At 47.9% G+C, this 25,662-nt stretch carries 27 protein-coding genes and 4 tRNA genes; 24 read left to right on the top strand and 7 right to left on the bottom strand.

All coding sequences use genetic code 11. The features are described from left to right. Positions 1-82 precede the first annotated feature (82 nt). The gene (locus Q7V48_08895; protein ID MDO9210849.1) at positions 83-1,645 is read right to left on the bottom strand and encodes an acyl-CoA carboxylase subunit beta; all 1,563 of its coding nucleotides are present in this window, start codon (positions 1,643-1,645) and stop codon (positions 83-85) included. 300 nt (positions 1,646-1,945) lie between these two features. On the opposite strand from Q7V48_08895, the gene Q7V48_08890 reads away from it, so the two are divergent. From Q7V48_08890 to Q7V48_08835, 12 genes are all read left to right on the top strand, one after another. Next, positions 1,946-2,635, top strand: coding sequence for a helix-turn-helix transcriptional regulator (locus Q7V48_08890; protein MDO9210848.1), 690 nt, complete (start codon positions 1,946-1,948; stop codon positions 2,633-2,635). Positions 2,636-2,797: 162 nt separating this feature from the next. Continuing rightward, positions 2,798-2,959, top strand: a complete 162-nt coding sequence (locus Q7V48_08885) for a DUF2905 domain-containing protein (protein ID MDO9210847.1) — start codon at positions 2,798-2,800, stop codon at positions 2,957-2,959. A 248-nt stretch (positions 2,960-3,207) separates the two neighbouring features. Further along, complete coding sequence (gene lpxC / locus Q7V48_08880) at positions 3,208-4,122, top strand: UDP-3-O-acyl-N-acetylglucosamine deacetylase (GenBank protein MDO9210846.1); 915 nt, start codon at positions 3,208-3,210, stop codon at positions 4,120-4,122. A gap of 193 nt (positions 4,123-4,315) precedes the next feature. Further along, complete coding sequence (locus Q7V48_08875) at positions 4,316-6,568, top strand: ATP-binding protein (GenBank protein MDO9210845.1); 2,253 nt, start codon at positions 4,316-4,318, stop codon at positions 6,566-6,568. A 37-nt stretch (positions 6,569-6,605) separates the two neighbouring features. Beyond that, positions 6,606-7,973 (top strand): sigma-54 dependent transcriptional regulator, encoded by a 1,368-nt coding sequence (locus Q7V48_08870; GenBank protein MDO9210844.1) that lies wholly within the window; start codon positions 6,606-6,608, stop codon positions 7,971-7,973. 64 nt (positions 7,974-8,037) lie between these two features. After that, positions 8,038-9,015: a D-glycerate dehydrogenase gene (locus Q7V48_08865; protein MDO9210843.1), complete on the top strand. Its 978-nt coding sequence runs from the start codon at positions 8,038-8,040 to the stop codon at positions 9,013-9,015. A gap of 266 nt (positions 9,016-9,281) precedes the next feature. After that, positions 9,282-9,521 (top strand): hypothetical protein, encoded by a 240-nt coding sequence (locus Q7V48_08860; GenBank protein ID MDO9210842.1) that lies wholly within the window; start codon positions 9,282-9,284, stop codon positions 9,519-9,521. Between the two features lie 191 nt (positions 9,522-9,712). After that, entirely contained in the window at positions 9,713-10,042 is a 330-nt protein-coding gene (locus Q7V48_08855; protein ID MDO9210841.1) for a hypothetical protein, read from the top strand. A gap of 26 nt (positions 10,043-10,068) precedes the next feature. Continuing rightward, complete coding sequence (locus Q7V48_08850) at positions 10,069-11,526, top strand: OB-fold domain-containing protein (GenBank protein ID MDO9210840.1); 1,458 nt, start codon at positions 10,069-10,071, stop codon at positions 11,524-11,526. Next, positions 11,527-12,726 (top strand): acetyl-CoA acetyltransferase, encoded by a 1,200-nt coding sequence (locus tag Q7V48_08845; protein MDO9210839.1) that lies wholly within the window; start codon positions 11,527-11,529, stop codon positions 12,724-12,726. Positions 12,727-12,908: 182 nt separating this feature from the next. Beyond that, positions 12,909-13,730, top strand: coding sequence for an SDR family oxidoreductase (locus tag Q7V48_08840; GenBank protein MDO9210838.1), 822 nt, complete (start codon positions 12,909-12,911; stop codon positions 13,728-13,730). Positions 13,731-13,811: 81 nt separating this feature from the next. Next, complete coding sequence (locus Q7V48_08835) at positions 13,812-14,630, top strand: MBL fold metallo-hydrolase (GenBank protein MDO9210837.1); 819 nt, start codon at positions 13,812-13,814, stop codon at positions 14,628-14,630. A gap of 10 nt (positions 14,631-14,640) precedes the next feature. Here the strand turns inward: Q7V48_08835 and Q7V48_08830 are convergent, their stop codons facing one another. From Q7V48_08830 to Q7V48_08810, 5 genes are all read right to left on the bottom strand, one after another. Next, on the bottom strand, positions 14,641-16,404 hold the full coding sequence (locus Q7V48_08830) for an Rne/Rng family ribonuclease (protein MDO9210836.1): 1,764 nt from the start codon (positions 16,402-16,404) through the stop codon (positions 14,641-14,643). A 40-nt stretch (positions 16,405-16,444) separates the two neighbouring features. Beyond that, positions 16,445-17,323 carry an amidohydrolase family protein gene (locus tag Q7V48_08825; GenBank protein ID MDO9210835.1) on the bottom strand — a complete coding sequence of 293 codons (879 nt, stop codon included), beginning with the start codon at positions 17,321-17,323 and terminating at the stop codon, positions 16,445-16,447. A gap of 400 nt (positions 17,324-17,723) precedes the next feature. Beyond that, positions 17,724-19,034: a penicillin-binding transpeptidase domain-containing protein gene (locus Q7V48_08820; protein ID MDO9210834.1), complete on the bottom strand. Its 1,311-nt coding sequence runs from the start codon at positions 19,032-19,034 to the stop codon at positions 17,724-17,726. Then, positions 19,031-19,471: a PIN domain-containing protein gene (locus tag Q7V48_08815; protein MDO9210833.1), complete on the bottom strand. Its 441-nt coding sequence runs from the start codon at positions 19,469-19,471 to the stop codon at positions 19,031-19,033. Before Q7V48_08815 ends, Q7V48_08820 begins: the two co-directional genes overlap by 4 nt. Positions 19,472-19,474: 3 nt before the next feature. After that, positions 19,475-19,657 (bottom strand): DUF2191 domain-containing protein, encoded by a 183-nt coding sequence (locus Q7V48_08810; GenBank protein ID MDO9210832.1) that lies wholly within the window; start codon positions 19,655-19,657, stop codon positions 19,475-19,477. Between the two features lie 207 nt (positions 19,658-19,864). Between Q7V48_08810 and Q7V48_08805 the strand changes: the two genes are divergently transcribed. Both Q7V48_08805 and Q7V48_08800 read left to right on the top strand, forming a co-directional pair. Next, positions 19,865-20,092 (top strand): hypothetical protein, encoded by a 228-nt coding sequence (locus Q7V48_08805; protein MDO9210831.1) that lies wholly within the window; start codon positions 19,865-19,867, stop codon positions 20,090-20,092. Between the two features lie 253 nt (positions 20,093-20,345). Beyond that, positions 20,346-20,819 (top strand): ACT domain-containing protein, encoded by a 474-nt coding sequence (locus Q7V48_08800; protein MDO9210830.1) that lies wholly within the window; start codon positions 20,346-20,348, stop codon positions 20,817-20,819. Here Q7V48_08800 and proC read toward each other — a convergent pair. Beyond that, positions 20,794-21,744, bottom strand: coding sequence for a pyrroline-5-carboxylate reductase (gene proC, locus Q7V48_08795; GenBank protein ID MDO9210829.1), 951 nt, complete (start codon positions 21,742-21,744; stop codon positions 20,794-20,796). The two genes, Q7V48_08800 and proC, sit on opposite strands and share 26 nt — an antisense overlap. Before the next feature lie 347 nt (positions 21,745-22,091). Here proC and Q7V48_08790 point away from each other — a divergent pair, with 347 nt between their 5' ends. The 10 genes from Q7V48_08790 to Q7V48_08745 form a co-directional block, all read left to right on the top strand. Next, a complete protein-coding gene (locus tag Q7V48_08790; GenBank protein MDO9210828.1) occupies positions 22,092-22,571 on the top strand; it encodes a DivIVA domain-containing protein in 480 nt (159 codons plus the stop codon). Next, complete coding sequence (locus tag Q7V48_08785) at positions 22,568-22,870, top strand: DUF167 domain-containing protein (protein MDO9210827.1); 303 nt, start codon at positions 22,568-22,570, stop codon at positions 22,868-22,870. Before Q7V48_08790 ends, Q7V48_08785 begins: the two co-directional genes overlap by 4 nt. 184 nt (positions 22,871-23,054) lie before the next feature. Beyond that, complete coding sequence (locus Q7V48_08780) at positions 23,055-23,663, top strand: histidine phosphatase family protein (protein MDO9210826.1); 609 nt, start codon at positions 23,055-23,057, stop codon at positions 23,661-23,663. Between the two features lie 205 nt (positions 23,664-23,868). Further along, on the top strand, positions 23,869-24,372 hold the full coding sequence (locus Q7V48_08775) for a DUF721 domain-containing protein (protein ID MDO9210825.1): 504 nt from the start codon (positions 23,869-23,871) through the stop codon (positions 24,370-24,372). 23 nt (positions 24,373-24,395) lie between these two features. After that, positions 24,396-24,719 carry a divalent-cation tolerance protein CutA gene (gene cutA, locus Q7V48_08770; GenBank protein MDO9210824.1) on the top strand — a complete coding sequence of 108 codons (324 nt, stop codon included), beginning with the start codon at positions 24,396-24,398 and terminating at the stop codon, positions 24,717-24,719. Between the two features lie 75 nt (positions 24,720-24,794). After that, positions 24,795-24,870: transfer RNA gene (locus Q7V48_08765), tRNA-Thr, on the top strand. A 77-nt stretch (positions 24,871-24,947) separates the two neighbouring features. Continuing rightward, a tRNA-Tyr gene (locus tag Q7V48_08760) sits at positions 24,948-25,032 on the top strand. A 46-nt stretch (positions 25,033-25,078) separates the two neighbouring features. After that, a tRNA-Gly gene (locus Q7V48_08755) sits at positions 25,079-25,155 on the top strand. 132 nt (positions 25,156-25,287) lie between these two features. After that, positions 25,288-25,364 (top strand) — tRNA-Thr (locus tag Q7V48_08750). Between the two features lie 101 nt (positions 25,365-25,465). After that, the coding region (locus Q7V48_08745; protein MDO9210823.1) for a GTP-binding protein at positions 25,466-25,662 on the top strand (197 nt) is incomplete at its 3' end.

Genomic DNA, 25,662 nt, shown 5'->3' with positions numbered 1-25,662 from the left:
AGCGCAGAGCGCTTAGCGTAATCGCATTAAAATTTTTTCGGTTTTTTTTCGCTATGCGCTATGCTCTTTGCGCTTTGCGGTTTTACAAGGGGATGGAACCGTGCTTTTTCTTGGGCCTTTCTTCCTGCTTCTTCCAAAGCATCTCGAAAGCCCGGGAGATCATGGCCCGGGTCTCTACCGGACTGATGATATAATCCACATACCCCCGCTGCCCAGAAACGTAGGGGTTAGAAAACTGTTCGCGGTATTCCCGGATCTTTTCCTCTCGTTTTTTTTCTGAATCGGGAGCTTTTTCAATTTCTCTGCGGAAAATAATACTGGCCGCACCTTCTGCGCCCATCATGGCGATTTCGGCCGTTGGCCAAGCGAAAACGGCGTCTGCTCCCAATTCGCGGTGGCACATAGCCACATAACCGCCGCCGTACCCTTTGCGTAATATCACCGTGACCTTGGGAACCGTAGCTTCACTATAAGCGAAGAGGATTTTTGCCCCGTGCCGGATGATACCGCCAAACTCCTGGGTTTTGCCGGGTAGAAAAGCAGGTGTATCTACAAGAGTGAGGAGGGGAATGCCGAAACAGTCACAGAAACGAATAAACCGAGCAGCCTTATCCGAAGCGTTGATGTCCAGCGTCCCCGCTAGAAAGAAGGGCTGATTGGCGATCACTCCGATGGGATGGCCGTGAATGCGAGCGAACCCGACGACGATATTTTTCGCCCAGTGCTGATGCACTTCGAAGAAATTATGGTCATCGACGATCTCCTCGATGACCTTGATCACGTTGTAGGGCCGTTTTGTTTCCACCGGTACGATCTCCAGGAGTTTGTCGTTCGGGCGATCCAATGGATCCCCAGAATAACGGATAGGGGGGGCTTCCCGGTTACTGCTCGGCAAAAAGGTCAGAAGCCTGCGGATCTGCTGTAAACATTCTTCTTCCCCACGGGAAAAGAAATGGGCCACCCCGCTGATAAAATTATGGACTCGGGCACCTCCTAACTCCTCGTCGCTGATCACCTCACCGGTCGTTTCTTTGATGACGTTCGGGCCCGTAATGTACATACGGCTGATGCCTTCGGTCATGAAAATAAAATCGGTAATTGCCGGAGAATAAACGGCTCCCCCGGCACAAGGACCCAAAATGGCAGAGAGTTGGGGGATGACTCCGGAGTAAATGGAGTTGCGGTAAAAGATGCGGCCATAACCATATTGAGCGTCAATGCCTTCTTGAATGCGTCCCCCGCCGGAGTCGTTGATCCCGATCAACGGAGCCCCCGTTTTGGCAGCCAGATCCATAATTTTAACGATTTTAGAGGCATGGGCCTCACCCAGGGACCCTCCTAAAACGGTGAAGTCCTGGGAAAAAATAAAAACCTGGCGGCCATCAATGGTCCCGTAACCCGTAACTACCCCATCATCCGGGGCTTCCACCTTATCCATTCCGAAAAACTCACACCGATGGTGGACGAACATGTCGGTTTCTACAAAGCTTTGCGAGTCCAATAAATTTAGGATTCGTTCTCGGGCGGAGAGTTTTCCTAATTGGTGTTGTTTTTCAATTTTATCGGCCCCGCCGGCGAGTTCGATTTTGGCCTTTCGCTCTTGGAGATCTTTAATTAATTTTTCCATAATGGAGTTGATTGCCATGGAATTTCCTCCCCTTAAAAATAGAGACCAATCATTATCAAGGAAGTCCGATTTTGTCAAGTTTTTGTTGTCACCTGCCGGACCCTGTGTTATAAGAAATCCAGCTGGAAAGTTAAAACTTATTTGGATTTTCGAATCAATTGCCAATGGGGATGGTAGCAACCGGAGGATAAAGAAGGATTGTCCAAAAAGACGGAGAAGAGGGAATAGGGGAAGTCATCACGGAGGGCGGTAAATGGTTCGCTTGGGGTGAGATAAATTGGACTATTTAGCAAAGGCGATCCATTTTTTGGAATCAACATGAGGGGGCACTATTCTGAAACACTTGGTCAGTATCTAAAAAGGGAACGGGAGTCCCGAAGCGTGTCAATGGAGGAATTATCCAAGGGCACACGAATCAGCCTCCCATTCTTAGAAGCTTTAGAGAAGGATGATTTTCATTTTTTCCCCCAACGGGAATTCATCTCAGGATTTTTAAAAGGATACGCCCGATATTTGGGCTTAAATCCAGAAGAAGTTTTAAGGCGTTATCAAATACAATCCGAGTTGGAAGGCCGCAAAGAAACCTTTCGGCAGTTATCCCTTTTCCCTACGATTCCTTCCGCTGCTGAAGAAATCCAGGAACCAGAGAAAGAACCTCAAAAAATCCCTCTGCCCAAAGTTGAGAAACGTTATCACCGCAGTATTTTTATACAATTAGGCATCGTGCTCATTGCCTTAAGCCTCTCCCTATATATCCATTATCTCCTTAAGGAAATGGAAAGCCGCCCCCCCAGCCTAAAAAACGAGCATATTTTCAACCAGCAGGATGAGGGAAAAAGCTTGGAAACCCCCAAAAAGGTCAAGATCATTGGAAACCGGAAGAGCAAATTCTATTATCTTCCAGGGATGAAAGGTTACGGAGATACGGATCCAAACCAAAGAGTGGAGTTTGACACTGAGCAGGAAGCGATCAAATCCGGATTTCGCCAAGCTCTGCAGGCAAAATAGAGTGGCCGCCAATAGAGCAAAAAAAGGTTGTTTTTCCTGTCAAAGTTATGTATATTAAACAAATTGCTATCGCGCGCGCTGAATTGAATAGGAATAAGGGATGTTCGGCTCCAGCGTTTGGGGGAAGGGTTTAATTCTTAATTTGGCCCGATCCTTGCGGCCGTGGGAGTCGTTTTTCTGTTTCTACCGGAAATTTTCCGGTTCGGCAAGTTGCCGGGTGATATCGTTTATCGAAGGGGGAATTTTACCCTTTATTTTGCCTGGGTCACCAGCCTGATCATCAGCATCTCCCTTACCCTATTGTTCGGCCTTTTTAAAAAATAAAAGGTTGCAAAAAAACAATAGATTAGAAAAGGATTGTGTCAGGTTTGCCACAATTTTATGTGGTATAGGATTTTAAAAAACCCCACTTCCAAGGTGTTAAAAATTTATAGGGTTTAAAAACTTCTACTATCGGAATGTTTTGGACACATAAACGATTTATTTTAAAAAACAAGGTTTTTTTATTTTATGGCATTAAAATTGCTAAAAATCTTATTTAAAATATGAAAGCCCGATAAGGAGCTGAAATAATGCTATCTCAGACCACGGTTTTAAATACAGTAGATTGTTCTGGAATTGGCTTGCATACCGGAATCCCTTGTAATTTAACTATCCGACCCGGTCCCCCTGATAGCGGCATTGTTTTTATCCGCAAAGATTTACCCCAAAACGTTAGGATAAAAGCCCACATAGAAAATGTGGTAGATGCCACTCTGGCAACAACCTTGGGAATCGATGGAGTCAAAGTTTCAACGGTTGAGCACCTTATGGCCGCTTTTGCGGGACTGGGAATCGATAACGCCGAAGTAGAAATGAATGCCGCCGAAGTCCCCATCATGGATGGAAGCGCTGAACCTTTTAACGCCCTATTAAAAAGGGCTGGCATCCAACTTCAGGATAAGGTTAAGAAATTCGTAATTATCAAGCGACCGGTGACTGTAACCGAAGAAGATCGTCAAGCAACTCTCTTACCCAGCAATGACTTTAAAATTTCATACACCATTGATTTTAAACACCCTCTTATTTCCAATCAGTATTATCTCATTCAAATCTCCAATGGAAATTTTGAACGGGAAATTTGCCGGGCTCGGACATTTGGCTTTCTAAGAGACTATGAAATGTTGAAAGCAAGAGGTTTTGCCCGCGGAGGTTCTTTGGAAAATGCCGTGGTCATCGATGAGAGTAAAGTGATCAATGAAGGAGGACTGCGCTTCACCGATGAATTTGTCCGGCATAAAATATTGGATTCAATCGGGGATCTTTGGTTACTGGGAGCCCAAGTGATCGGACATTTCATCGGTTATAAATCCGGGCACACCCTTAACCATAAATTGATCCACAAACTCTTGGCCCATAAAGATTGGTGGGAACTCTTGGAATTTTCAAGTGAGGAAGAACTCCGTAAACTACAGATAATGCCCCCTACTCACGAATTTCTAAGCTGAAACTCGGAAGGATTGCTCTCATACAAGAACCTAACGCGTCTTTATTCGCGTTTCCCCTTTGGAAGGGGATTCCCTTTCATTATCTTCCCAGGTCTAAATCATCGTTGCCTTTTTCAATTTCCTTGGATAATATATCTATAACTTCGGTCAAGACTTGCCAATAGGGAAATCTGAGGAAAAAGAGCAGGTTGGGGTGAACCTTAAAAATTTGGAGGAACCGGAAAAAAGCAAAGAGCAAAGAAGGCGGCACCGGGAGATTATTATTATCCTTTGTCTCTTGGGCCTGATTGGATTCCTTTTTTTCTTTCAGACCCACATTTCTACTTGGAAAGTCGAAGCCCCCTTCCCGAATAATATTCTGGTCATATCACTTATTAGTCTGAATATTCTCCTGCTCCTTCTTTTGCTGTTTCTCATCCTGCGCAATGTCGTCAAGCTGATTTTTGAAAGAAAAAAGAAGGTCCTGGGGTCGAAACTCAAGACCAAGTTGGTACTGGCCTTCATCACACTCTCTTTGGTCCCTACCATCCTCCTTTTCTTTACGGCCACGCAGTTTATCACCAGTAGCATCGAAAGCTGGTTTAGCGTCCAGGTGGAAGGGTCACTGCAGGAATCTTTGGTGGTAGCCCAACTTTATTACCAGAACACTTCCAACAACGCCCTTCACTACGCCCGGCAGATCCGGCAGGGTTTGGTGCCGCAGTGGATACTGGATAGGCGAAACCAGGCTCTCCTTTCCGATTTTTTAAAAAACAAACGGGCTGAATACAACCTGGAGGCTGTAGGGGTTCTTTCCAACCAATTGGGGAAGCCTGTCATGGCGTATGGACCCAATATACCGCCGGCAGGTTTCCCTGTCCTGGAAACAAAGATTCTTCAGGAAACTCTTCGCGGCAAAGAAACCACCAAGATCCAGTCGATTGGCCGGGGGGACCTGATTCGGGGGTTGATCCCGATTTTTTCTCCCCAGAACCCCCAAGAAGTAGCCGGGGTGTTAGTCGTTGATTATTTCGTGCCCCAAAGTCTGGTCTCGCGCATTACAGAAATTTCTACCGCCTTTGAAGAATATAAACAACTCAGGATGGTCAAGCATCCCATCCGATCCACTTATTTAGCCACCCTCTCCCTGGTTACCCTGTTGATCATCTTCGCCGCGATCTGGTTCGGGCTTTTCCTGGCCAAAGGAATTACCGATCCAATCGAGAAGCTCGCCGCCGGAACCCAGAAGATCATCCAGGGGGATTTGGATTTCCAGATTGGTAAAACTTCCGAGGATGAATTTGGGACTTTGGTGGATTCATTCAACCGCATGACCCAGGACCTTAAGGCCAGCAATAGTCAAATCGAGAAAGCTCATGACGAGTTACGCAAGAGCAACATAGAGATAGAACAAAGGCGGCGGTATATGGAGATTGTTCTCCGGGATGTGGGAGCTGGGGTCATATCCATCGATACCGACGGAAGGATCCGGACAATTAATAAGTCTGCTGAAAAAATCCTGGGAATCCGCGCTGAAAGTGTCCTGGGGGAAAAATATGACGAAATCCTGCAAACAGAACATACCATTTTAGCAAAAGAATTAGTCAAGGCAGTCAACCAGGCGGAGAACCATTCCATCACCCAGCAGATAAAATTGACCTTGCACAACGAAACCCTAACTCTGCTGGTGAAAGTTGCTATTCTACGCGATGAGGAGAACCGTTACTTAGGGATGGTGGTCGTTCTAGATGATTTGACCCAGTTGCAGAAAGCTCAACGGGCAGCGGCCTGGAGAGAAGTTGCGCGGCGAATCGCCCATGAGATCAAAAATCCGCTGACGCCCATCCAGCTTTCCGCCCAGCGGCTGCGCAAGCGGTACTTGAATCAATTTGCCCAGGATGGAGCTATTTTCGATGAGTGCACTAAAATCATCATCACCCAGGTGGAAGAGCTGAAGAACTTGGTCAACGAATTTTCCAGCTTCGCCCGTATGCCGGCGGCCAACCCTGTTCCGAATAATTTGAACGAGATCATTCGGGAAGCGATGGTCCTCTATGAAGAAGGGCATAAACAGGTCCACTTTGATTTCAAGCCTGATGACCAAATTCCGGTCTTCAATCTGGACAAAGAACAGATTAAACGCGTGATGGTCAATTTGCTGGATAATGCCGTGGCTGCTGTGGATGCGGTAAGCCTGCAACAACGAGACGGACAAATCATTGTGGAGACCCGCCTTGACCCATTCATGAACCTAGCCCGGGTAGAAGTGGCGGACAATGGATGTGGGGTTTCTCCGGAAGACAAGCCTCTGCTCTTCGAGCCCTATTTCTCCACCAAAGCTTCGGGTACCGGCCTGGGCTTGGCCATCGTAAATACGATTATTTCCGACCATGATGGATATATCCGGGTGAAAGATAACGTTCCCCAGGGAACCCGATTCATCATCGAATTGCCGATCAAACGTTGAACGAAAAATCATAAAGTCTTACAGAGGCATGGATCTTATGGGTAAACAAATCTTAGTAGTAGATGACGAGGAACGGATACGCCAATCATTAACTGGCGTACTCAAAGACGAAGGGTACGAAGTGCTTGAGGTTAGAGATGGAGTCCAGGCCCTCAAGCAGATCGAGACGGATCCGCCCGATTTGGTCCTTTTGGACATTTGGATGCCCGGAATGGATGGGATAGAAACCCTGGAGCGTATGAAAGCCCAAATTCCCAACCTCCCTATCATCATAATTTCGGGCCATGCCAATATTGAATTAGCCGTAAAAGCCACCAAGCTGGGGGCTTTTGATTTTATCGAAAAACCCCTCTCTTTAGAAAAAGTCCTCCTGACAGTTAACAATGCCTTAGTCGTCTCCAAGTTGGAACAAGAAAACCGGGCTTTGCGGCAAGAAGTTCAGAGAAAATATGAGATCGTCGGGAATTCTTCGGAGATCCAACAATTGAAAGAACAGATCAAGATTGTTGCCCCTACCAACGGGTGGGTATTGATTACCGGAGAAAACGGAACCGGGAAAGAGTTGGTCGCCCGGGGAATCCATCGCTTGAGCTTGCGGGCGGAAAAGTCCTTTGTTGAGGTAAATTGTGCGGCCATCCCCGAGGAGCTGATTGAGAGTGAACTCTTTGGCCACGAGAAGGGTTCGTTCACTGGCGCTCTAACCAAGCGGAGAGGGAAGTTTGATTTAGCCAACGAGGGAACCATCTTCTTAGACGAAATTGCGGATATGAGCCTAAAGACCCAGGCCAAAATTTTGCGCATTCTTCAGGAGCAGAAATTTGAACGGGTGGGGGGAACGGAAATGATCTTCGTGGATGTACGGGTGATTGCTGCCACGAATCGGGATCTGAAGGAAGAGATGCAAAAAGGGCGTTTCCGCGAGGACCTATATTACCGATTGAACGTCATTCCTATAGCCGTACCTCCCCTAAGGGAGCGGAAGTCAGATATATCCACCCTGGTCGAGCATTTCATTTTCGAATTTTGTTTGGAGAACCACAAAGAAATGAAAAAAATATTACCGGCGGCCATGGACTTGCTTGCTTCCTACTCCTGGCCGGGCAACGTGCGGGAACTGAAGAATGTTGTTGAGCGCATGGTAATCATGACCCGAGGTGCTGTGATCGAAGCCAAAGACGTGCCCGACCCAGTCCAGGAGCAGCGCAAGGCCCAGCCGGAGTTTTCTTTCTTAGAGTATCCTTTGCTGAAAGATGCCCGGAGGGAGTTTGAAAAAAAATTCATTGTGAAAAAACTTATGGAGAACGAAGAAAATATTTCCAAAACGGCGGAAGTCATCGGGATTGAACGGAGTAACTTACACCGAAAGATTAAAAGTTATGGAATTGGATTGAAGAAAGAAACCTGAAAAAAGTGACCGGATTGTTGTTGAATGGAGTCTCTGAACGAAGGAAAAGGAGATAAGGGGAAAAATGAAACCGAAAGTTTTAGTGACCCGAAAGATTTATGAGCGACCTTTGCAGTTTCTTAGGGAAAAGGCCGAAGTGACCATCAACCTGGAGGACCGGGCGATGACCCCGGAAGAGATTATCGCCGCCCTTCCCGGGAAAATGGGTATGCTGGCTATGGGGAGCGACCGGGTTTCATCCAAAGTTTTGGAGGCGGGGAAAGACCTGAAGGTCGTAGCGAATAATGCCGTGGGGTTCAACAATATCGATTTAGACGCGGCCATACGGCTCAAAATCGCGGCGACGAATACGCCGGATGTTCTAACCGATACCACCGCCGATCTTAGCTTCGCTTTGATCCTGGGGGTGGCCCGGCGGATTGTTGAGGCGGACCGCTTCGTTCGGGCCGGAAAGTGGGTGGGGTGGAAGCCGAACTTGATGATCGGCAGTGATGTCCACGGAAAAACCCTGGGGGTCATTGGGTTGGGAAGAATCGGGTCTGCGGTGGCCAAACGGGGTCAGGGATTTAATATGCGGGTCGTTTATGCGGATATCCGCCGCCTGCACCCCGCCATAGAACAACAGCATCAACTGCAATTCATGCCCTTGAGAGATCTTCTTCAGACCGCAGATTTCGTCACTCTCCATGTTCCCCTGACGCCGGAGACGACTCATCTCATCGGCGCCGAGCAATTGGGCCTGATGAAAAAGAGCGCATTCTTGATCAATGCCTCTCGGGGGCCCGTTGTGGATGAAAAGGCCCTCGTGGAGGCGCTACGGGCGGGTACGATCGCCGGGGCCGGACTCGACGTATTCGAAGCTGAACCACAGGTTTCTCCGGGGCTTCTGGCTATGGATAATGTTTTGCTTCTCCCCCACGTCGGCAGCGCCACAGATGAAACCCGGGGAAAAATGATCCAAACGGCCGTGAACAACATTTTAGCAGTCATCCGCGGGGAGATCCCACCCAACATTCTCAATCCCGAAATTTACCGCTCATGACACCCTGAACGGCGTAGGAAGATACTTTCCTCGCCCCAAACTGCTGCGGAAGTGAATTGTCCTGAATTTGGCGAATTGCGGAATTAAAGAAATCCGCAGTCATTAAAAACTGACCGTCGATCACTTTTCATCTCCCCCTCACACCTGAGCCACAAAAAAGGTGGGGGAATAAAAATGATCGACGGTCAGTGTTAAAAAGCCTTGAATAAGAATTTTAAATTTGTTAGGATGAGCACAAATTTTCGGCGGGAGACAGGAAGAAAAATATGGAGGTTTACCCTTTCCACCACCAAAATCTGTTTCTTAGCATCATTACCGACTATGACCTTACTTTTAAAGAAATCCGGAACATTTTGGACTATCTTCTGGCAAACGAAGCCTTTAAAGAAGGAGAAAATTGGGGCCATGGGAAACTTTTTGCTTTTCAACTGGATAATGTTGAATATGAAGTAGATGTTAATTGTTACGAGGTGGTTATTTACCGGAGAACCGAACTCGCACCGTGACCAGAAAATTTTTTGAACCGAGGGCACAAGGACCTGTTCGCCCACGGGTCCAATAGGAAACAGAAAAAATTTTCGAATCCCCCAATTTATCCGAATTTGAATGAATAACCGGATGGAATCTTGCCGAAATCCGCTAAACCCAGTTGACATTTTCGCCAATGGCAAAAATATTTTTAGGATGGGCATCATTTATGGGTAAATACATCCATCCGGAATTAAATAAAAAAGTAGAATTTTTTGGGGGGAGTTATCTTTTCGTGGAAGAAGGAAGGTTGAACTACCAGGGAAAGGAGGTGTTTTATTTGCTCGGAATGGCTGGCGTCGAGTCCTCTTGTTGCGGAACGGGAGGCTGCGCCTTCATCAAAGTTCCGGGGAATGTTCTTTCTTGGAAGAAGGGGTGGAGCGAATCCGGCCAGTCGATTTCCGAAGTTGAAAGGATCGTAGCGGAAGAAAGCCAAACGACTATCCGAAAGATCTTGCAAGAGAAATATCCAGGGTTCCAGCAGATTGAGTTTCTCTGACTTTTTAACTCTAAAGGGAGGTGAATATGGCAGGAATTGTGTCTTTTGGAGCCTATGTTCCCCGATATAGACTGAAACGAATGACCATTTTTCAAGCCATGGGCTGGATTAACCCCACCACCATTATGCTGGCCCAAGGGGAAAAGGCAGTAGCCAATTCAGATGAAGATAGCCTAACCATGGCCACGGCGGCAAGCATCGATTGCTTGGATGGGTTCGACCGGTCGCTGATAGACGGCCTGTTTTTTGCCTCTACGACCATGCCCTACCTGGAAAGACAAAACGCCGGGATTATCGCCGGCGCATTAAACCTGCGTGACGATCTGCGTTCGGCTGATTTTTCCGGTGCCCTGAAATCAGGAACATCGGCATTGCTCTCTGCCTTAGAGGGGGTAGGGTCGAAAAACGCCAATCAGATATTGGTTGGCGTAGCCGATTGCCGGCTGGGGAAGATGGGCAGCCCCCAGGAAATGATTTTTGGGGATGGAGGAGCGGCTTTTCTGGTCGGGAATCAGGAGGTCATCGCCGAATTTAAAGGCTCCTATTCCCTGACCTGTGATTTTGTAGACCATTACCGGGGGTCAAAAACGATCTTTGACCGCCAATGGGAGGATCGCTGGATTCGCGACTTGGGGTTCGATGAATTCATTCCCAAAGCCATCAACGGCCTCCTGAAGCAATGCAACCTAAAGTTGAGTGATTTTTCCAGGGTTATTTTTCAATGCTCTTATGATTCCGAGCGGAAGAATTTGGTGAAGAGGTTGAAATTAGACCCGGAAAAAATTCAGGACCCTATGCATGGCTCCATCGGGGAAACCGGGACCGCTCATTCTCCTTTAATGTTAGCCAGAGCGCTCGAAGAGGCCAAGCCGGGAGACAAACTCCTGGTGGTGAGTTTTGGCAGCGGATGCGACGCGCTTTATTTCGAAGTCACGGATCAGATCTCCAAAAAGAAAAAAGGAATGGGAGTGCAGGGACACCTTGCCAACCGGGCTGACCTGCCCAGTTACCCCAAATACGCTGTATTCCGGGGAATGTTGCCGGTGGACATTGGTTTGCGGGGGGAGGCTGATTTTTTAACCCGCTGGAGTTTAGTCTGGAGGAAGCGGAAGGCTGTTCTGGGGCTGGTAGGTTCGCGCTGCCAAAAATGCGGTACCCCGCAATACCCCCCCCAAAGGGTTTGTGCCAACCCGGCCTGCGGGGCTGTAGATGAAATGGAAGATTACCCCTTCGCCGGCAAAAAAGGGCGAATTCTCAGTTATACAGGAGATATGTTGGCTGCGTCCTACGATCCTCCCGAATTGTATGGCTACGTGGAATTTGAAGGAGGAGGAAGGTTCATGTGTAATTTCACGGATTGCACCCTCGAAGACCTAAAAGTCGGCGCTCCCGTTTCTTTCAGTTTTCGCAAGAAATACTACGATGAAAAGAGAGATATTCAAGGATATTTCTGGAAGGCAGTACCGCGAAAGGAGGTGGCCTGAATGGCAACTGGGATCAAAGATAAGGTGGCCGTATTGGGTATGGGTTGTACCAAATTTGGAGAACGCTGGGAATCGGCGGCTGAAGATTTAATCATAGAGGCCTTTCAAGAGGCTCTGGCCGATGCGGGAATCGAGAAGAAAGAAATCCAGGCCGCTTGGTTTGGTACCCACATCGACGAGGTCAATGTAGGTAAGAGCGGTGTACCCCTGGCTACGACTCTGAAACTACCCTTTATCCCGGTAACGAGGACAGAAAATTACTGCGCCACGGGCACAGAAGCCTTCCGGGGGGCCTGTTACGCTGTTGCTGCGGGGGTCTATGATATCTGTCTGGCTTTGGGAGTTGAAAAATTAAAAGACACCGGGTACGGAGGTTTACCAGCCACTGCGGCGTTCGGACAGATGCAGGCCTTGATTGGTCCCAACGCTACGGCCCCGGGCCTTTTTGCCCAACTGGCCACAAGTTATTTTGCCAAGTATGGAATTGACCCAGCAGCGGGCAAGAAAGCTTTGGCGCACATTTCGGCGAAAAGTCATGCCAACGGAGCCATGAATCCTAAAGCCCATCTTCGCCGGCCCGTGACGGAGGAACAAATCATCAACGCTCCCATGATCGCCTACCCGCTCGGCCTGTTCGATTGCTGCGGAGTAAGTGATGGGGCAGCAGCGGCCATCGTTACCACCCCGGAAATCGCCAGATCCCTGAGGAAACAAGACCCGGTTCTGGTCAAAGCGATAGCCATCTGCGTTTCTTCTGGCGAGGAATCTCTATTCAACACCTGGGATGGTGCCCACCTGGAAACCACTTGCCGGGCGGGGCAGATGGCCTTCCAGGAGGCAGGGATCAAAAACCCACGGGAAGAAATCAGCATGATGGAGGTCCATGATTGCTTTTCCATCACCGAACTTACGGTTTACGAGGACCTGCAGATTTCCCCGCGGGGTAGGGCCATCGATGACATCAAAGACGGATTCTTCGATCTCAAGGGGAAAATTCCCTGCCAGCCTGACGGAGGCCTCAAATGCTTTGGCCATCCCATTGGCGCCTCAGGGTTGCGGATGCTATATGAAATGTACAATCAACTTTTAGAAAGGTGGCCGGAGGAAAGAAAAGTCAAAAATCCCCGCATGGGTTTGACCCACAACCTGGGTGGTATCCCGGCGAGCAATGTTTGCAGCATAGCCATTATCGGCCGGTAACGAAAGATTCACCGCAGAGACCGCTGAGAACGCAGAGAACCACAGGAGAATTCAATTCAAATTTCCAGTTATAGTCGATTTGGTTCAGGAACCTGAATTCTTTGGTTTTTAAATTTTAATCCGTCTCGGCGCTCTCTGTGGTGAATGTATTTTTATGCCTTGAAGAGTAAAGGAGAATGATGATGGAAAAGATGCTCAAAGATAGGGTGGCAATTATTACGGGTTCGGGCCGAGGGATCGGGCGAGCTGCAGCTTTGCTTTTTGCCCAGGAGGGAGCCAAGGTTGTAGTGAGCGATATGGATGTCAAGCCCGCCCAGGAGGTTGCGGACGAGATCAAGGCGGCTGGCGGGGAAAGCATTGCGTTCCCAGGAGACGTTACGAGCCCCTCCTTCGCGGAAAACATTGTAAGCAAAGCCGTACAAACTTGGGGTGGGTTACACATCCTGGTCAACAACGCGGGATACACTTGGGATGCCGTCCTGCATAAGATGGCCGATGAGCAGTGGGAAGCGATGCTCGCGGTGCACCTGACAGGTCCCTTTCGTTTGATCCGCGCAGCTTCCCCCTACTTCCGGGATGCGGCCAAACAGGAAAAAACTGCGGGTAAAGTGGTGAATCGCAAGATTATCAATGTTTCCTCTGTGGCCGGAACCCGAGGGAATGCCGGCCAGGCCAATTATGCGTCCGCCAAAGCAGGAATTGTAGGCCTAGCCCGGGCTCTGGCCAAAGAATGGGGGTCCTTGAACGTTCAGGCGAATGCCGTGGCCTATGGATGGATCGATACCCGTCTGACCAAAGAGAAAGAAGCGGGTCAGACGCTGGATCGTGACGGCAAACCTGTAGCCATTGGCATTCCGGCGGCCATGCGCAACGTCATGGCCATGATCATCCCCATGGGAAGGGCCGGGACACCAGAAGAAGCCGCAGGCCCCATCTTATTCCTGGCTTCCCCTTTATCCGACTATGTGTCAGGGCAGTGCCTTGAGGTCACCGGGGGATTTTAAATGTTTCCAAGGAAATCTTTGATTGCCTATGTTCGAAGAGTGGGTAGCGGTGGTCTACGGCGGTTTGGAGAGGGGATAAGCATGTGGTGGCGGACTGAATTAAGTTTAGAGAAGGGGGCTTCCTATCTTTCGGGCAGTCCCCTTGCTTTCCCCAAAGGAGAGAACGCTGCTATTTTCATTGGTCATTCCACCGTCCTGATTCATCTGGATGAACAAAATTTTCTCACCGACCCTTTCTACCTCAAACGCCTTTACCCTCTCCAAAGGCATCTCCCCCCCGGGGTTCCTTTCCAGAATCTTCCTCCTTTAAATTTTATTCTCATTTCCCATGGCCATCTGGACCATATGGACCTAAAAACCCTCAGCTTATTTCCCCGTAACCTTCCCATTGTCCTTCCGGAAAAGCTCGAAAGATATCTAATAGAACTGGGGTTTAACAATGTCCGTTCTCTTTCCTGGGGGGAGAGAACGATCATCGGCAGCTTGATGGTCCAAGCCCTGCCCGTTAAACATTCCCCGGGGCGTTCCCTCTATGAAACCCGGTCCATCCCCCAAAGTTATTTTGTGCAGGGGACCAGGACAATTTTCTTTGGAGGAGATTCGGGACTCACTGAGGAGTTTCGCGAAATCGGAGCTAATTATTCCATTGACTTGGCTTGTTTGCCCATCGGCAATTACCAACCGGCTTCTTTTCGTAGGGTACATATGAGTCCGGAAGATGCCTTAAAGGCCATGGAGATGCTTGGGGCTAGGCGGATGGTACCCATCCATTGGGGAGCATTTCGTTTGAGTCTGGAGCCGCCGGAGGAACCCCCGCGCAGATTTCGGCAACTCTTGCAAGAGAAGAGAATCAACCCCAAAGCTATCATTTGGCAGCCCGGAGAAAAAATTCGGATCTGAGCAAAATCCCTTATTCTTTGGATTTTTCCGCCTTGTCTTCCGGACCCTGTTCCGGGGGTACCCGGTCTTCTGGCGCCATTATCGGGGGTGAGGCATGGGAAGACGATTTGCGGATTCCTCTCCAAAGAGAGGGGGGCCAGAAAAACTTCCTTAGAAATCCTTCTTTCGTTTCCTTCTTTAGTTCTTCAATGGCCAAGTGGTCAGCTTCTTCCGACGAGGCTTTCCTTTCCCGCTCTTCCAGAGGTGCACGCAGCTCCTTCGGTTTTTCTAAGGGTTTTTCCTGGAGGGTAAGGGCGTCTTTGCGGGGAAAATCCAGATGGTATTGATGAATGGGCAGTCCTGCCTGCCCGATGATTTGAATTTTCAACCCGTATTGTTTTTCCAAGCGGAATAGCTCCGCTCTTTTTTGATTCAAAAGATAAGTGGCCACTTCATCGGGGAGTTCTACTCTGACTTGAATGCATCCCCCTTTGGCCAAGCCAGCCTGGACCAGCCGCAGGACGGTTAAGGCAGCTGCTTCTGTGGATTTCACCAAGCCACTTCCGGCGCAGTTGGCGCAGGAGACAAAACTTCTTCCGCTGACTGCCGGTCGGATCCGCTGACGGGATAGCTCCAAGAGGCCAAAGTTGCTGATGCGGCCCATTTCGATCCGGGCCTTGTCACGTTTCAGCGCCTGGCGTAAACACCGCTCCACCTCTTGTTTGTGCTTGCGGTCCCACATGTCGATGAAATCGATGACCACCAGCCCCCCCAGGTCGCGGAGGCGGAGTTGGCGGGCAATCTCCTGCGCGGCTTCCAGGTTGGTCCGGAAAGCTGTTTCTTCCATATTGCGCCCTTGGGTTGCCCTTCCGGAATTGACATCCACGGAAACCAAGGCCTCCGTAGGGTCGATGATAATAGAACCGCCAGATTTTAAGGGAACCTTTCGTTCATAAATGACCTCTAACTGTTTCTCTAATTCGTATTTGGAAAAGAGGGGACGCTTTTCTGCATAAAGTTTTACTTTGTTCTGGTAACGGGGCATGACCACCCGGAAAAATTCCTTAGCCCGGTTGAAAACTTCTTTATGGTCAACGAGAACTTCGTCGATATCCGGGGTGAAATAATCGCGAATGGATCGAATCACCAGGTCGCGTTCTTGGTAAATGAGGGAAGGGGCAGGCATTTTTTTCGACTTGGCCAAGATGGATTCCCAAAGGCGCAAAAGATAGTGCAGATCTTTGGCGAGTTCGCTTTTATTTTTTTCTAAACCCGCAGTGCGAACAATCAGACCCATCCCTTCTGGGACTTCAAGTTGATGGACGATTTCTTTGATCTTTCGCCGCTCTTTTTCTTCTTCGATCTTGCGGGATATGCCTCCCCCATTACTTCCAGGCATGAGTACCAGATACCTGCCGGGGAGGGAAATGTAAGTGGTTAAAGCTGCTCCTTTCGTGCCAGTTTCTTCTTTTTCTACCTGGACCAGAACCTCCTGATTGCGCTTTAGAACTTCCTGGATGCGGGGATGATCTTCTTTGGGAACTTTTTTCTCCTGATGGGTGTAACAGTCCGGGTGGATGTCGGAGAAAGGTAAAAAGCCGTGGCGAGCTTCCCCGTAATCCACAAAACCGGCATGGAGACTGGGTTCAATATTGACGATTTTTCCCTTATAGATATTTCCCCGGGAAAGTTCTTGCAGGGAGGTTTCGATGGTCAGTTCAGCCAACAAACCTTCTTCCACGATAGCCATGCGGCTTTCTTCGGGATCGACGGCATTGATGAGCATTTTTTTCATAAGCTGCTGCCTTCCTTTTTATTTTGAGGAGGTTTGGGGTTCATGGACCAAACCCTCGCTGGCATGTCCCGGAAACTGTTTTCCCGCAAAGAAGGCGCCGAACATTCAGACCTTTAATTTTTGCCAGGATACCAGCCGGGAGTCGGCTTTTTTTGAGTTCTTCGAAGTAACGAGCCGGAGAAATCAAGGGGTAGTCGCTGCCAAACAGGATACGGGCCGGGCCGACAATTTTAATGGCCAGGGCGTAGATTTGGGGCTTATAGAGAAAAGGGGAAGCGGCTGTATCATAATAAACATTTTGGGCTGCTCGGGCAACCTCGGGCATGAGCTCATAAAAAAAGAATCCGCCTCCCCAATGCGCTAATATCACGATCACGTCAGGAAGGGTCAAGAGAAGTTGATAGGTTCGCTGAAGGTTTTCCAAGCTTTTTCCAGGATAGGTATGCCCGACAGGTTCGCTGGTATGGAGAAGAAAAGGTATCTTTTGCCCCGCCAGGGGTTGTAGGATAAAGGCTAAGTTTTTAATATCGCGCGGAGAAATGTTCCGATGATAAAAAGCCAATTCTCCGATTCCTCGCATTCCTCGGGACAAGCTATAGGCGAGCTCTTTTTCTGCCACGCGTAAGGGATAAAGAGGGAGACAAGCAAAGGGGATGAAGCGATCAGGATAAAGAGAAAAACAATGAACAAGGTAATCGTTTCCTGCCCGACAGAGTCCCGGGTCTTTCCAGGGGAATCCGCAAATGATGCTTTGGTTTACACCATCACGGTCCATGGCTTTAAGGAGATCTTCCGGGCTGGCTAGGCGTGCCTTTTCGTTCTCGTAAATAAGCCGAAAACCGTCATCCCGGCGGCAGAAATTGTGGCGATTCTTCCGAACCTCGTCTGGGAATAGGTGGGTATGAGCATCGATGATCATAAGAATTTTTTACAACGAGAAGCAGATTCCTTTTGGGAAATCCTGGCCAGAAGTTTCCATCTCTGGCTATTGAAGAATCAGTAAAAATATGGTAAAAATTCTATTGCTGTAATCCTTCTGCCATGGAGAGGAGTTTTTCATCATGAAATGTCCTCATTGCGGACAAACCTTAGGGGAAAGGATTTGCCCCTCTTGCCGGTCAGGCGTCCTCAAGGAAAGTTCCTTTTGCCATCGATGCGGAGTCTCCTTGGAAGCTCCAGCAGCGGCTCCTCCCGAAGAGGAAGGTACTGATTTTTCCAAGCGAATCCTTTGCAGTGATGGTACTTGCATCGGCGTTGTTGACGAGAGAGGCATTTGTAAAACGTGTGGCAAACCTTATACGGGAGCAACAGAATAAGCATCAGTTGCTTTTTCCCCGGAAAAATTCTTTCAGGGCTTCTTGGGCCACAAAAGCTCCCTTGATTTTCCAACGCTCCTGGTTAATGATCATCGCTGCAAAAGCGATCTGTGGGTCTTCTACAGGGGCGAAACCTATGAACCAGTCGTATTGACCCGGAGGATTATCCCCACTCAAAGAACCTGTTTTACCGCAAATCGAAACTTTTTTTAATAAGTTTTTGCCGTAACGGTGAAAAATTTTAGAGGCTGTACCGTCCTCCACCGTGCGCTGCATCATGCGGCTTAAATCCAGGGCAGTTTTGCCCGCAATGGGTTGGGCCAACATTTCCGCCTTGGCCTGATATAATTTCTCGCCATTTTTGCTATCAATCTCTGCGATCAAATAGGGCCGCATCATAATCCCGCAGTTGGCAATACTACTCGCGATCATGGCGGCGTGCAGAGGATTGAGAGTCACCTCCCCAAAACCTGCTCCACAGCGGGCAAGATCATAAGATTCTTCGGGAATGAAAGCCTTGCTTATGTCCAAGGGAAAATCGAATAGAATAGGGTGATTGAAACCAAAGGCCTCAGAGTATTGCCGTAAGGTCTGAGATCCCAGGAGTTTAGAAGCCACCCGCCCAAAAACCACATTGTTCGATTTGCCCAAGGCGTCATCGAAATTCGTCCGCCGATCTCGTTGGGAACTTGCGGCAAGTTTTTGGGGGCCGAGACGGTACTGATTCCCCCGAAAGGAAACGGAAGAATCGTAATCCAGGACTCCTTTTTCCAGAGCCCCAGCAGCTGTTATGAGCTTGAAGATGGAGGCCGCCGGGTAAGTAGCTCGTTGCCAAATTCCCGGATAATTCGGGTTTTCCCGAGCATAGTCAGCCAGCGCGAGAATCTTTCCCGTTTTGGGTTCAATCGCTACGAAAACGCTGAAAGAGGGGCGGTAATTTCTAAAGACTTCGTTCACGCAAGCTTGGAGAGCGGGGTCCACCGTATAAATGAAACGGTAGGATGCGCGCTCTTCGACGTATTTCCCATCTACGATTTTCTCGAAGTGAGGAAGGCTTCCATTAAGTGGCGGTTGAAAAACTTTTTCCGGCTCTGAGTTTTGTAGAGGAGAGGGTGAAAGACTAGGTTGGGAAGAACGATGATTTCCTTTGGCGGCATAGAGCAGGGAAACACAGACCACGGAAACAACGAGAAGCAAACCTAAAAGCTTGCAGCCTGTCCTGAAAGATTGCCTCTGGGAGAGGGATTGCCGCATCCTTCTTTGAAATGCCCTCCACTCTCGGGCAGTCCCTGTTCTTCCGGATGATCTCTTCATTCAGGGGTCCTCCCTTCAGGGAATAGTTTGAGACCGATAGCCCGGCGGACCTTATGGAGGCCTTTGTTGGTTGTATAAAGAAGAGCCTTATGGCCTTTGGCCATGACGGCTATATAGCAGTCCCGCAGGGGAAGTTTTTCACCCTTTTGGTGAAGCTTGAAGGCCAAACGGGCAGCTTCTACCCATGTCCCAGTACCGGGCTTTTCTTGGAGGATGGGAAAGATGCGTGTGAAGTCTTGGAAGACTTTCATTTCTTCCTCCGTCTCGGCGTTGTGAAGAAGCTCAGCAACGATAAAATCGAGGCAACACACTCGGCCGGCATCCATGAGAATGTTAACCTCCCGAAAGGTGCGTTCTTCCTTGCGGAAGTAGTCCTGCCAGACGGGGGTATCGATGAGCACGGGGCGAAACGAACGTCTTTTTTCCTGGGAATCCATCGTTCAAACCTTGGCCACTTTTTGCCATCGCCCATGGCCGGCCATGCGTTTAAGGACTTCCATCTTCTTCCTTTTTATTCGTTCTTGCATTGCCACTATGACTGCTTGCGTCTTGTTTTTCACGGGTGTGACTTCTAAAAGTTCATCGACCAACTCTTGCGGTAAAGTAACGGTCGTCCGTTTCATAAAAATCTCCAGCATAAAAATTAGATGAAATTTTATGATTTAAAACAGCATATGTCAAGAGAAAAATTATGTGCTATTCTTATACATGAAATCAGGGCCGAGGTTATCCAGTAAATGATTTTATTCTTGCAAAGGAAAAGGGTTTTGGATAGATTAAAAAAAATTAACAATCCCTATGAATTGGTTGGGTCAAAAGGAGGGAGGGCCATGAAGCCGGAGAAGGAAGAGATGGAATGGATAAAAGGGATGAAAAAAAGAATAGAGGAGGAAATGTCCAAGAAAGAAATCGATACGATTTTGTATTGGAAGGGGGAGATGGAAAAGTTCTTGGCCAAACGTCCCGAAAGTTTGGCAGCCTTCCAGATCGAATTGCAGAATTTTCTTCAGCGCATGCAAAATCGCCTCAAAGTCTTGAAGAACGCTTTGCAAAAGTAACTGAAGGGTTTTTAGGTGACTCTTCTTTTCTTTAAAAATAAAACTCTTATTTTTTGCTTTTGGGGACGTTCAGAATGGAGAACCGATTTTTCCTCCCGGCTTCCCCCCATCTGTTTGGGCCAAGATAACCTAGTCCCATAAACATGTAAGTTGAAAAAAGTTGTGTGAATGATTGACATTAGTTGAGACAACGTTTACCATGTTCAGTAGAATTGATCTCAATATAATGATTCAGTTGGAAAGTAACAGGCCTATGGGGAAAATTAAGATCGGGGGGATTCTTCAGAGCAAGCAATTGGCCCAAGTAGGTGTGATGTCCGTTCCGGATCGACCGGGATTAGCAGGCAAGATTCTTGCGGCCTTAGGAAAAGAAGGGATCAATGTTCAATTCATCGTACAAACAGTGGACCTGGGTGGGCGGGGGAACGTTATTTTTTGTATCGATCGCAAGGATTTAGAAGAAACCTTAAGAATCCTCAATCAGCTCGACTCTTCGGTGGGCCAAGAAAAGATAATCCACCATTCACCTGTTGGGATCATTTCCATCTTTGGTCCACATTTCCGGGAAAAACCTTTTATTGCCGGGACAATGTTTACTGCCTTGGGAGATGCCGGGATCAATATTCTGGCCATTAGTACATCCATCTCCACGCTTTCCTGTGTAGTGGATGAAGCGCTTTTACCGGAAGCGGTAAAAGCCATTAGCGAAGCTTTCGAGTTACCTTGATATTTCTTGGATTCTTCTTGATCCTCCCCTTCCTTCTTTTAACGCCAGGTGTAACAGAAGGATATTGGAGAGCCCTTTTTTGCTGGTGAAACGGATAGGAGCTTGAGGGTTTTTGCAGGGCTTCGCCAAGCTCTTTGGACCGCTGGGTAGCGGCAATAACTGCATTCATCAAAGCCAGTCGAAACCCTCCTTTTTCCATGGCATAGAGACCTGCCATGGTTGTACCCCCCGGAGTACAGACTTGATCGCGGAGAGTTGCTGGATGTTGGGTCGTGGCCTGAATTAAATAAGCGGAGCCTAGGACTGTCTGGGTTGTAAGGGCCAAAGCTACATCCTGGCCCAAACCTTCTTTTACACCTCCAGCGGCCAGGGCTTCTATGACTGCAAATATGTAGGCCGGCCCACTGCCGCTCAAGCCAGTGACGGCGTCCATCTGAGATTCTTTAACCACAACCGTAATTCCCAACGCTTGAAAAATGGCTTCGGCGGCAGATAAATCCTCTGGCTTAGCAGCGGGAGAGGGGGCCAAGGCCGTGGCCCCTTTTTGAATAAGGGCCGGGGTGTTAGGCATAGCCCGGATCATGCGGATAGGATTGGGAAAGAATGATTGGATATAATCGGTGGATACACCAGCACAGATGGATATAAGAAGATGGTGGGGGGTTATCCAAGGGGCAATTTCCAGGAGCACCTCGGGAACGGACTGGGGTTTAACGGCCAAGATTAAGGTGGATGCAAGACTCACAAGACCTTGGTTACTTTCCGTTGGAGAGACGCCGAATTTTTTCTGGAGAAATTTTTTGCGGTCGGAGCGGGGTTCAAAAAATAAAATTTCCCCGGGGTTTAAAAGGCCGGATTGGGTGATACCGGCGGTCAAAGCTTCTCCCATGTTTCCCCCTCCGATGATCCCGACGGGTTTTTGCATTTTTCCCTCCTGGTATTCGATGGGAGTTATTCGTTCGGAGTTCGGAGTTAGTGATCCGTTCTTCTTACGTAGACAAGATAGACTCCGAACTATAAACTCCTAACCATAAACTTCTTATAAAAGGCAGTCTACTGAATGACCTAGGATGAAGTCAACTACAAAAACTTGACCTTAATGAAATATCTTACCCGTAGCAAAGAATTGGGAAATTTTTCAAACAAGCCTTGACTTTTGACAGGATACTCCCTACTATCAAATTGCATTCCCTAATATTCACGCTCTAAAATGGGGATGCAAACCTCCATAGAAAGCTATTCGGCCAACGAAAAACAAGGAGGAAGGTGCCTATGAAAATCACTCCGCTGGATATTCAACAACAACAATTTCGGGTGCGGTTCAGAGGATTTGATATGGTGGAGGTGGATAATTTTTTAGACTTGTTGGCCAATGAATTTGAAGAACTAATAAAGGAAAACCATCAATTACGGGAGGAAGACCGCCGCAAATTGGCCAGGGTTAATGAACTCGAAGCAAAAGAGAAAGAATTGCACAATACCTTAGTCTCAGCCCAGCGGATTACCGAGGAAATGAAAAACAACGCCCGCAGGGAAGGAGAGTTGATCATAGAAGAGGCCAAAGGCAATGCCCAAAGGATCATCGATAGCACCCAAGCTCAAGCCTTACAGGTGGAAGCAGAAATCAACCAGCTCAAGAGGCAGCGGGCCCAGTTTGAGGCTTCGTTAAAGGCCATCATCGAGATGCATTTAAAAATGCTGGAAAAATTCAAAGGAGATGCCTTTGACTCCGAACAAGCCGAGGGCGAATGAAGAAAAAAAAGACTTCTTTGACTGAAAAAATCTTAAACGTATATGTGCAACCGCGCGCATCCCGGAATGAAATCTTGGGGTATCGGGATGAATTTCTCCGGATTCGTGTGGTGGCCGCGCCCACGGACGGAGAGGCCAATCGCTTTTGCCAAGAGATCCTGGCCAAAGCCTTGGGAACGTCCCCTTCCTGCGTAGAGATTCTAAGCGGGCATAAAGCCCGCCGAAAACGCCTACGAGTGAGCGGAGTAGATGCAGTTTCATGGCAGAATTTAGAAAAGGAACGAAAGGGCGGCCTGTAGAAAGAGAAAAAAATGGTTTTCCCCCCAGTCTTTTCGAAGGCCCTGTCCTACTTTTACCTCATCAAATCTTGTGCAAAATCATAACCATGGTTTCAATAAGGCTGTCTTAAAGAGCGTTTTGGGCGATCCGAGGAGTAAGGTTTTTCATAAAAGAATTCGGGATAAGAGGAGATGAAAAAAAGCCATGCGGCTAATCCTTATCCGCCATGGAGAAACTCTGTGGAACGAACACCATAAATTTCAAGGGATTTCCGACATAGAGCTTAGCTCCAAAGGAATGTCCCAGGCCAAACACTTGGCAGAATCTTTAAAAGAGGAAGCTTTGGCTAAGATTTACACCAGCCCGCTAATCCGCGCGCGGCAAACCGCAGAACAAATCGCCCGTTATCACTGTTGTCCAGTGGTGGTTGTCGAAGAGCTGAAAGAATTAAACCAGGGTCGGCTTGAGGGGTTGACCGGTGAGGACCTTCGGAGGGATTTCCAGGATTTTTTAAAAAATTGGATTGAACATCCAGAGTCAGCCCAACTTCCCGAAGGTGAATCTTTGGAAGATCTTCAGCGCCGTGCTTGGACTGCCATTGTGAGAATGATTGAAGAACATTCCAATGATACAGTGGCAGCTGTGGCCCACAGTTTTGTGAACCTAACGATTCTTTGCCGAGTTCTTGAAATCCCATTGCAGAAATTCAGGAAGTTGCGCCAGGATGCCACGGCAAAGAACTTCATTGAATTCACGGAGAAGGGGATTATCGTCCGCGGACTTAATGATACCTGCCATTTATCGAGGATTTGAAGAACCACTCTTAACTTTTTTTAAACCTTGCGGATAACAGAAGGTACGAATCATTCGGTTGAAAACAAGGACCCGTAAAGTAATTCGAACCTTTTTCTCGTTGGTTTACCGGGACGATATTTTGGTTGGCATTTGTCCTGACGAACGGTTCCAAGAGAGAACCGAGTTTTTTTCTTCATCAATTATCAATAGGAAGATTTAAAAAATGGGAAAACGAATAAAAAAACCATTGCGGGTAGGGGATATATTAAAAAACTACTGTAACCGTGTAGGTCTTAGCAGCAGGATGAATGAACAAAGACTTTTGGACGTATGGAAAGAAGCAGTGGGGGAAGAGGTGGCTAAAAGAACTGAACCTATACGTATTAAAAACCGAATATTATATTTAAAAGTCACAAATTCCGTATGGATGCAGCAGCTGCAATTCATGAAAGAATTGATAGTCAAAAAATTGCATGAAAAAACGGGGATTGATTTTTTACAGGATATCCGGTTTTTCATTGGTGAGGTGGGGCATCTTGATAAAGAAGAAAGAGGAGAGAGCCTGCAAAGAGATTTAACCCCTTTAAGCGGGTCTGACTGGGAACACATTGCCAAAGAAGTATCCGCAGTCCAAGACCCGGAAATGCAAAAGGTACTTTCAGGACTCTATTCCAAGGCGTTGGCAGCGGAGAGAAACCAAAGGAAAAAGGGGAAAATAAAAAAATAATCGATCCGGGGAGGAGAGATTCGATGAAGACCTTGGTAGTAATTTCCACAGCGGGATCAGAAAAGGAAGGGTGGAAAATTGCCCAAAAACTTGTTGAAGCCAAGCTGGCGGCCTGTGTCAATGTAATTCCCAAAGTAACGTCCTTTTTTTACTGGGAAGGGAAACTTTGTCAAGCGCAAGAAGTAGTCCTCTTAATTAAAACGATTCAAAAGCAACTAAAAAAAATAATTAATGAAATTAAAAAGATACATAGTTACGAAATTCCGGAAGTAATATCTTTACAGGTAGATGGAGGAGAAGAGGGGTATCTTAAGTGGGTGAATAAAATGTTGGCGGGGAAAAAATAAAAAAATATTGACAAATAAAAAAATAATAGGTAATATTATATATTTTAATATAAAACCTAAATAATATTTCTTTCCGCTGGCGTAGCTCAATCGGTAGAGCAGCTGATTTGTAATCAGCCGGTTGCGGGTTCGAGTCCCATCGCCAGCTCCAATCAAGTTTTCATTTTTGAGCTTTCCGTGGTCAGAATATAATGAAGACGGAAAGCTCAAAAATGAAAACAAGCCAGTGGAGAGGTTCCCGAGTGGCTAAAGGGAACAGACTGTAAATCTGTCGGCGAAGCCTTCGGAGGTTCGAATCCTCCCCTCTCCACCACAGTTAACGGTTAAAAGGAAAGGGTAAGTTCTAGAGGAAATTCCAGGCGGGAGTAGCTCAGCTGGCTAGAGCAACAGCCTTCCAAGCTGTGGGTCGCGGGTTCGAATCCCGTTTCCCGCTCCAGGCCCACGTAGCTCAGTTGGTAGAGCCTCAGCCTTCCAAGCTGATTGTCGCGAGTTCGAGCCTCGTCTCCCGCTCCAGTTCATTTTTATTTGCTTGATTTTGCTATAGTGGAATTGCTGTTGACAGGTTCATGCCCACGTAGCTCAGCAGGTAGAGCGCTTCCTTGGTAAGGAAGAGGTTCACCGGTTCGATTCCGGTCGTGGGCTCCATACTACCATGCAGAATCAGGCAGTTTATTAGGATGCAGTTTTAAATGATTTGCAAAATTGGGAAGAAAAGAACAAGATAATCTATAGGGGAGGACGGGAAGATGGCGAAAGAAAAATTTAAGCGAACGAAACCACATGTAAATGTAGGTACGATTGGTCATATAGATCACGGGAAGACGACATTGACAGCAGCGATCACCAAGCATGCATCATTAAGAGGGAATGCGACTTATGTACCGTTTGATCAGATAGACAAGGCGCCTGAGGAAAGAGAGCGCGGGATTACCATTGCGACCGC

Source organism: Deltaproteobacteria bacterium (assembly GCA_030654105.1).
Lineage (GTDB): Bacteria > Desulfobacterota > SM23-61 > SM23-61 > SM23-61 > JAHJQK01.
This window is presented reverse-complemented; position numbering and strand designations above follow the sequence as displayed.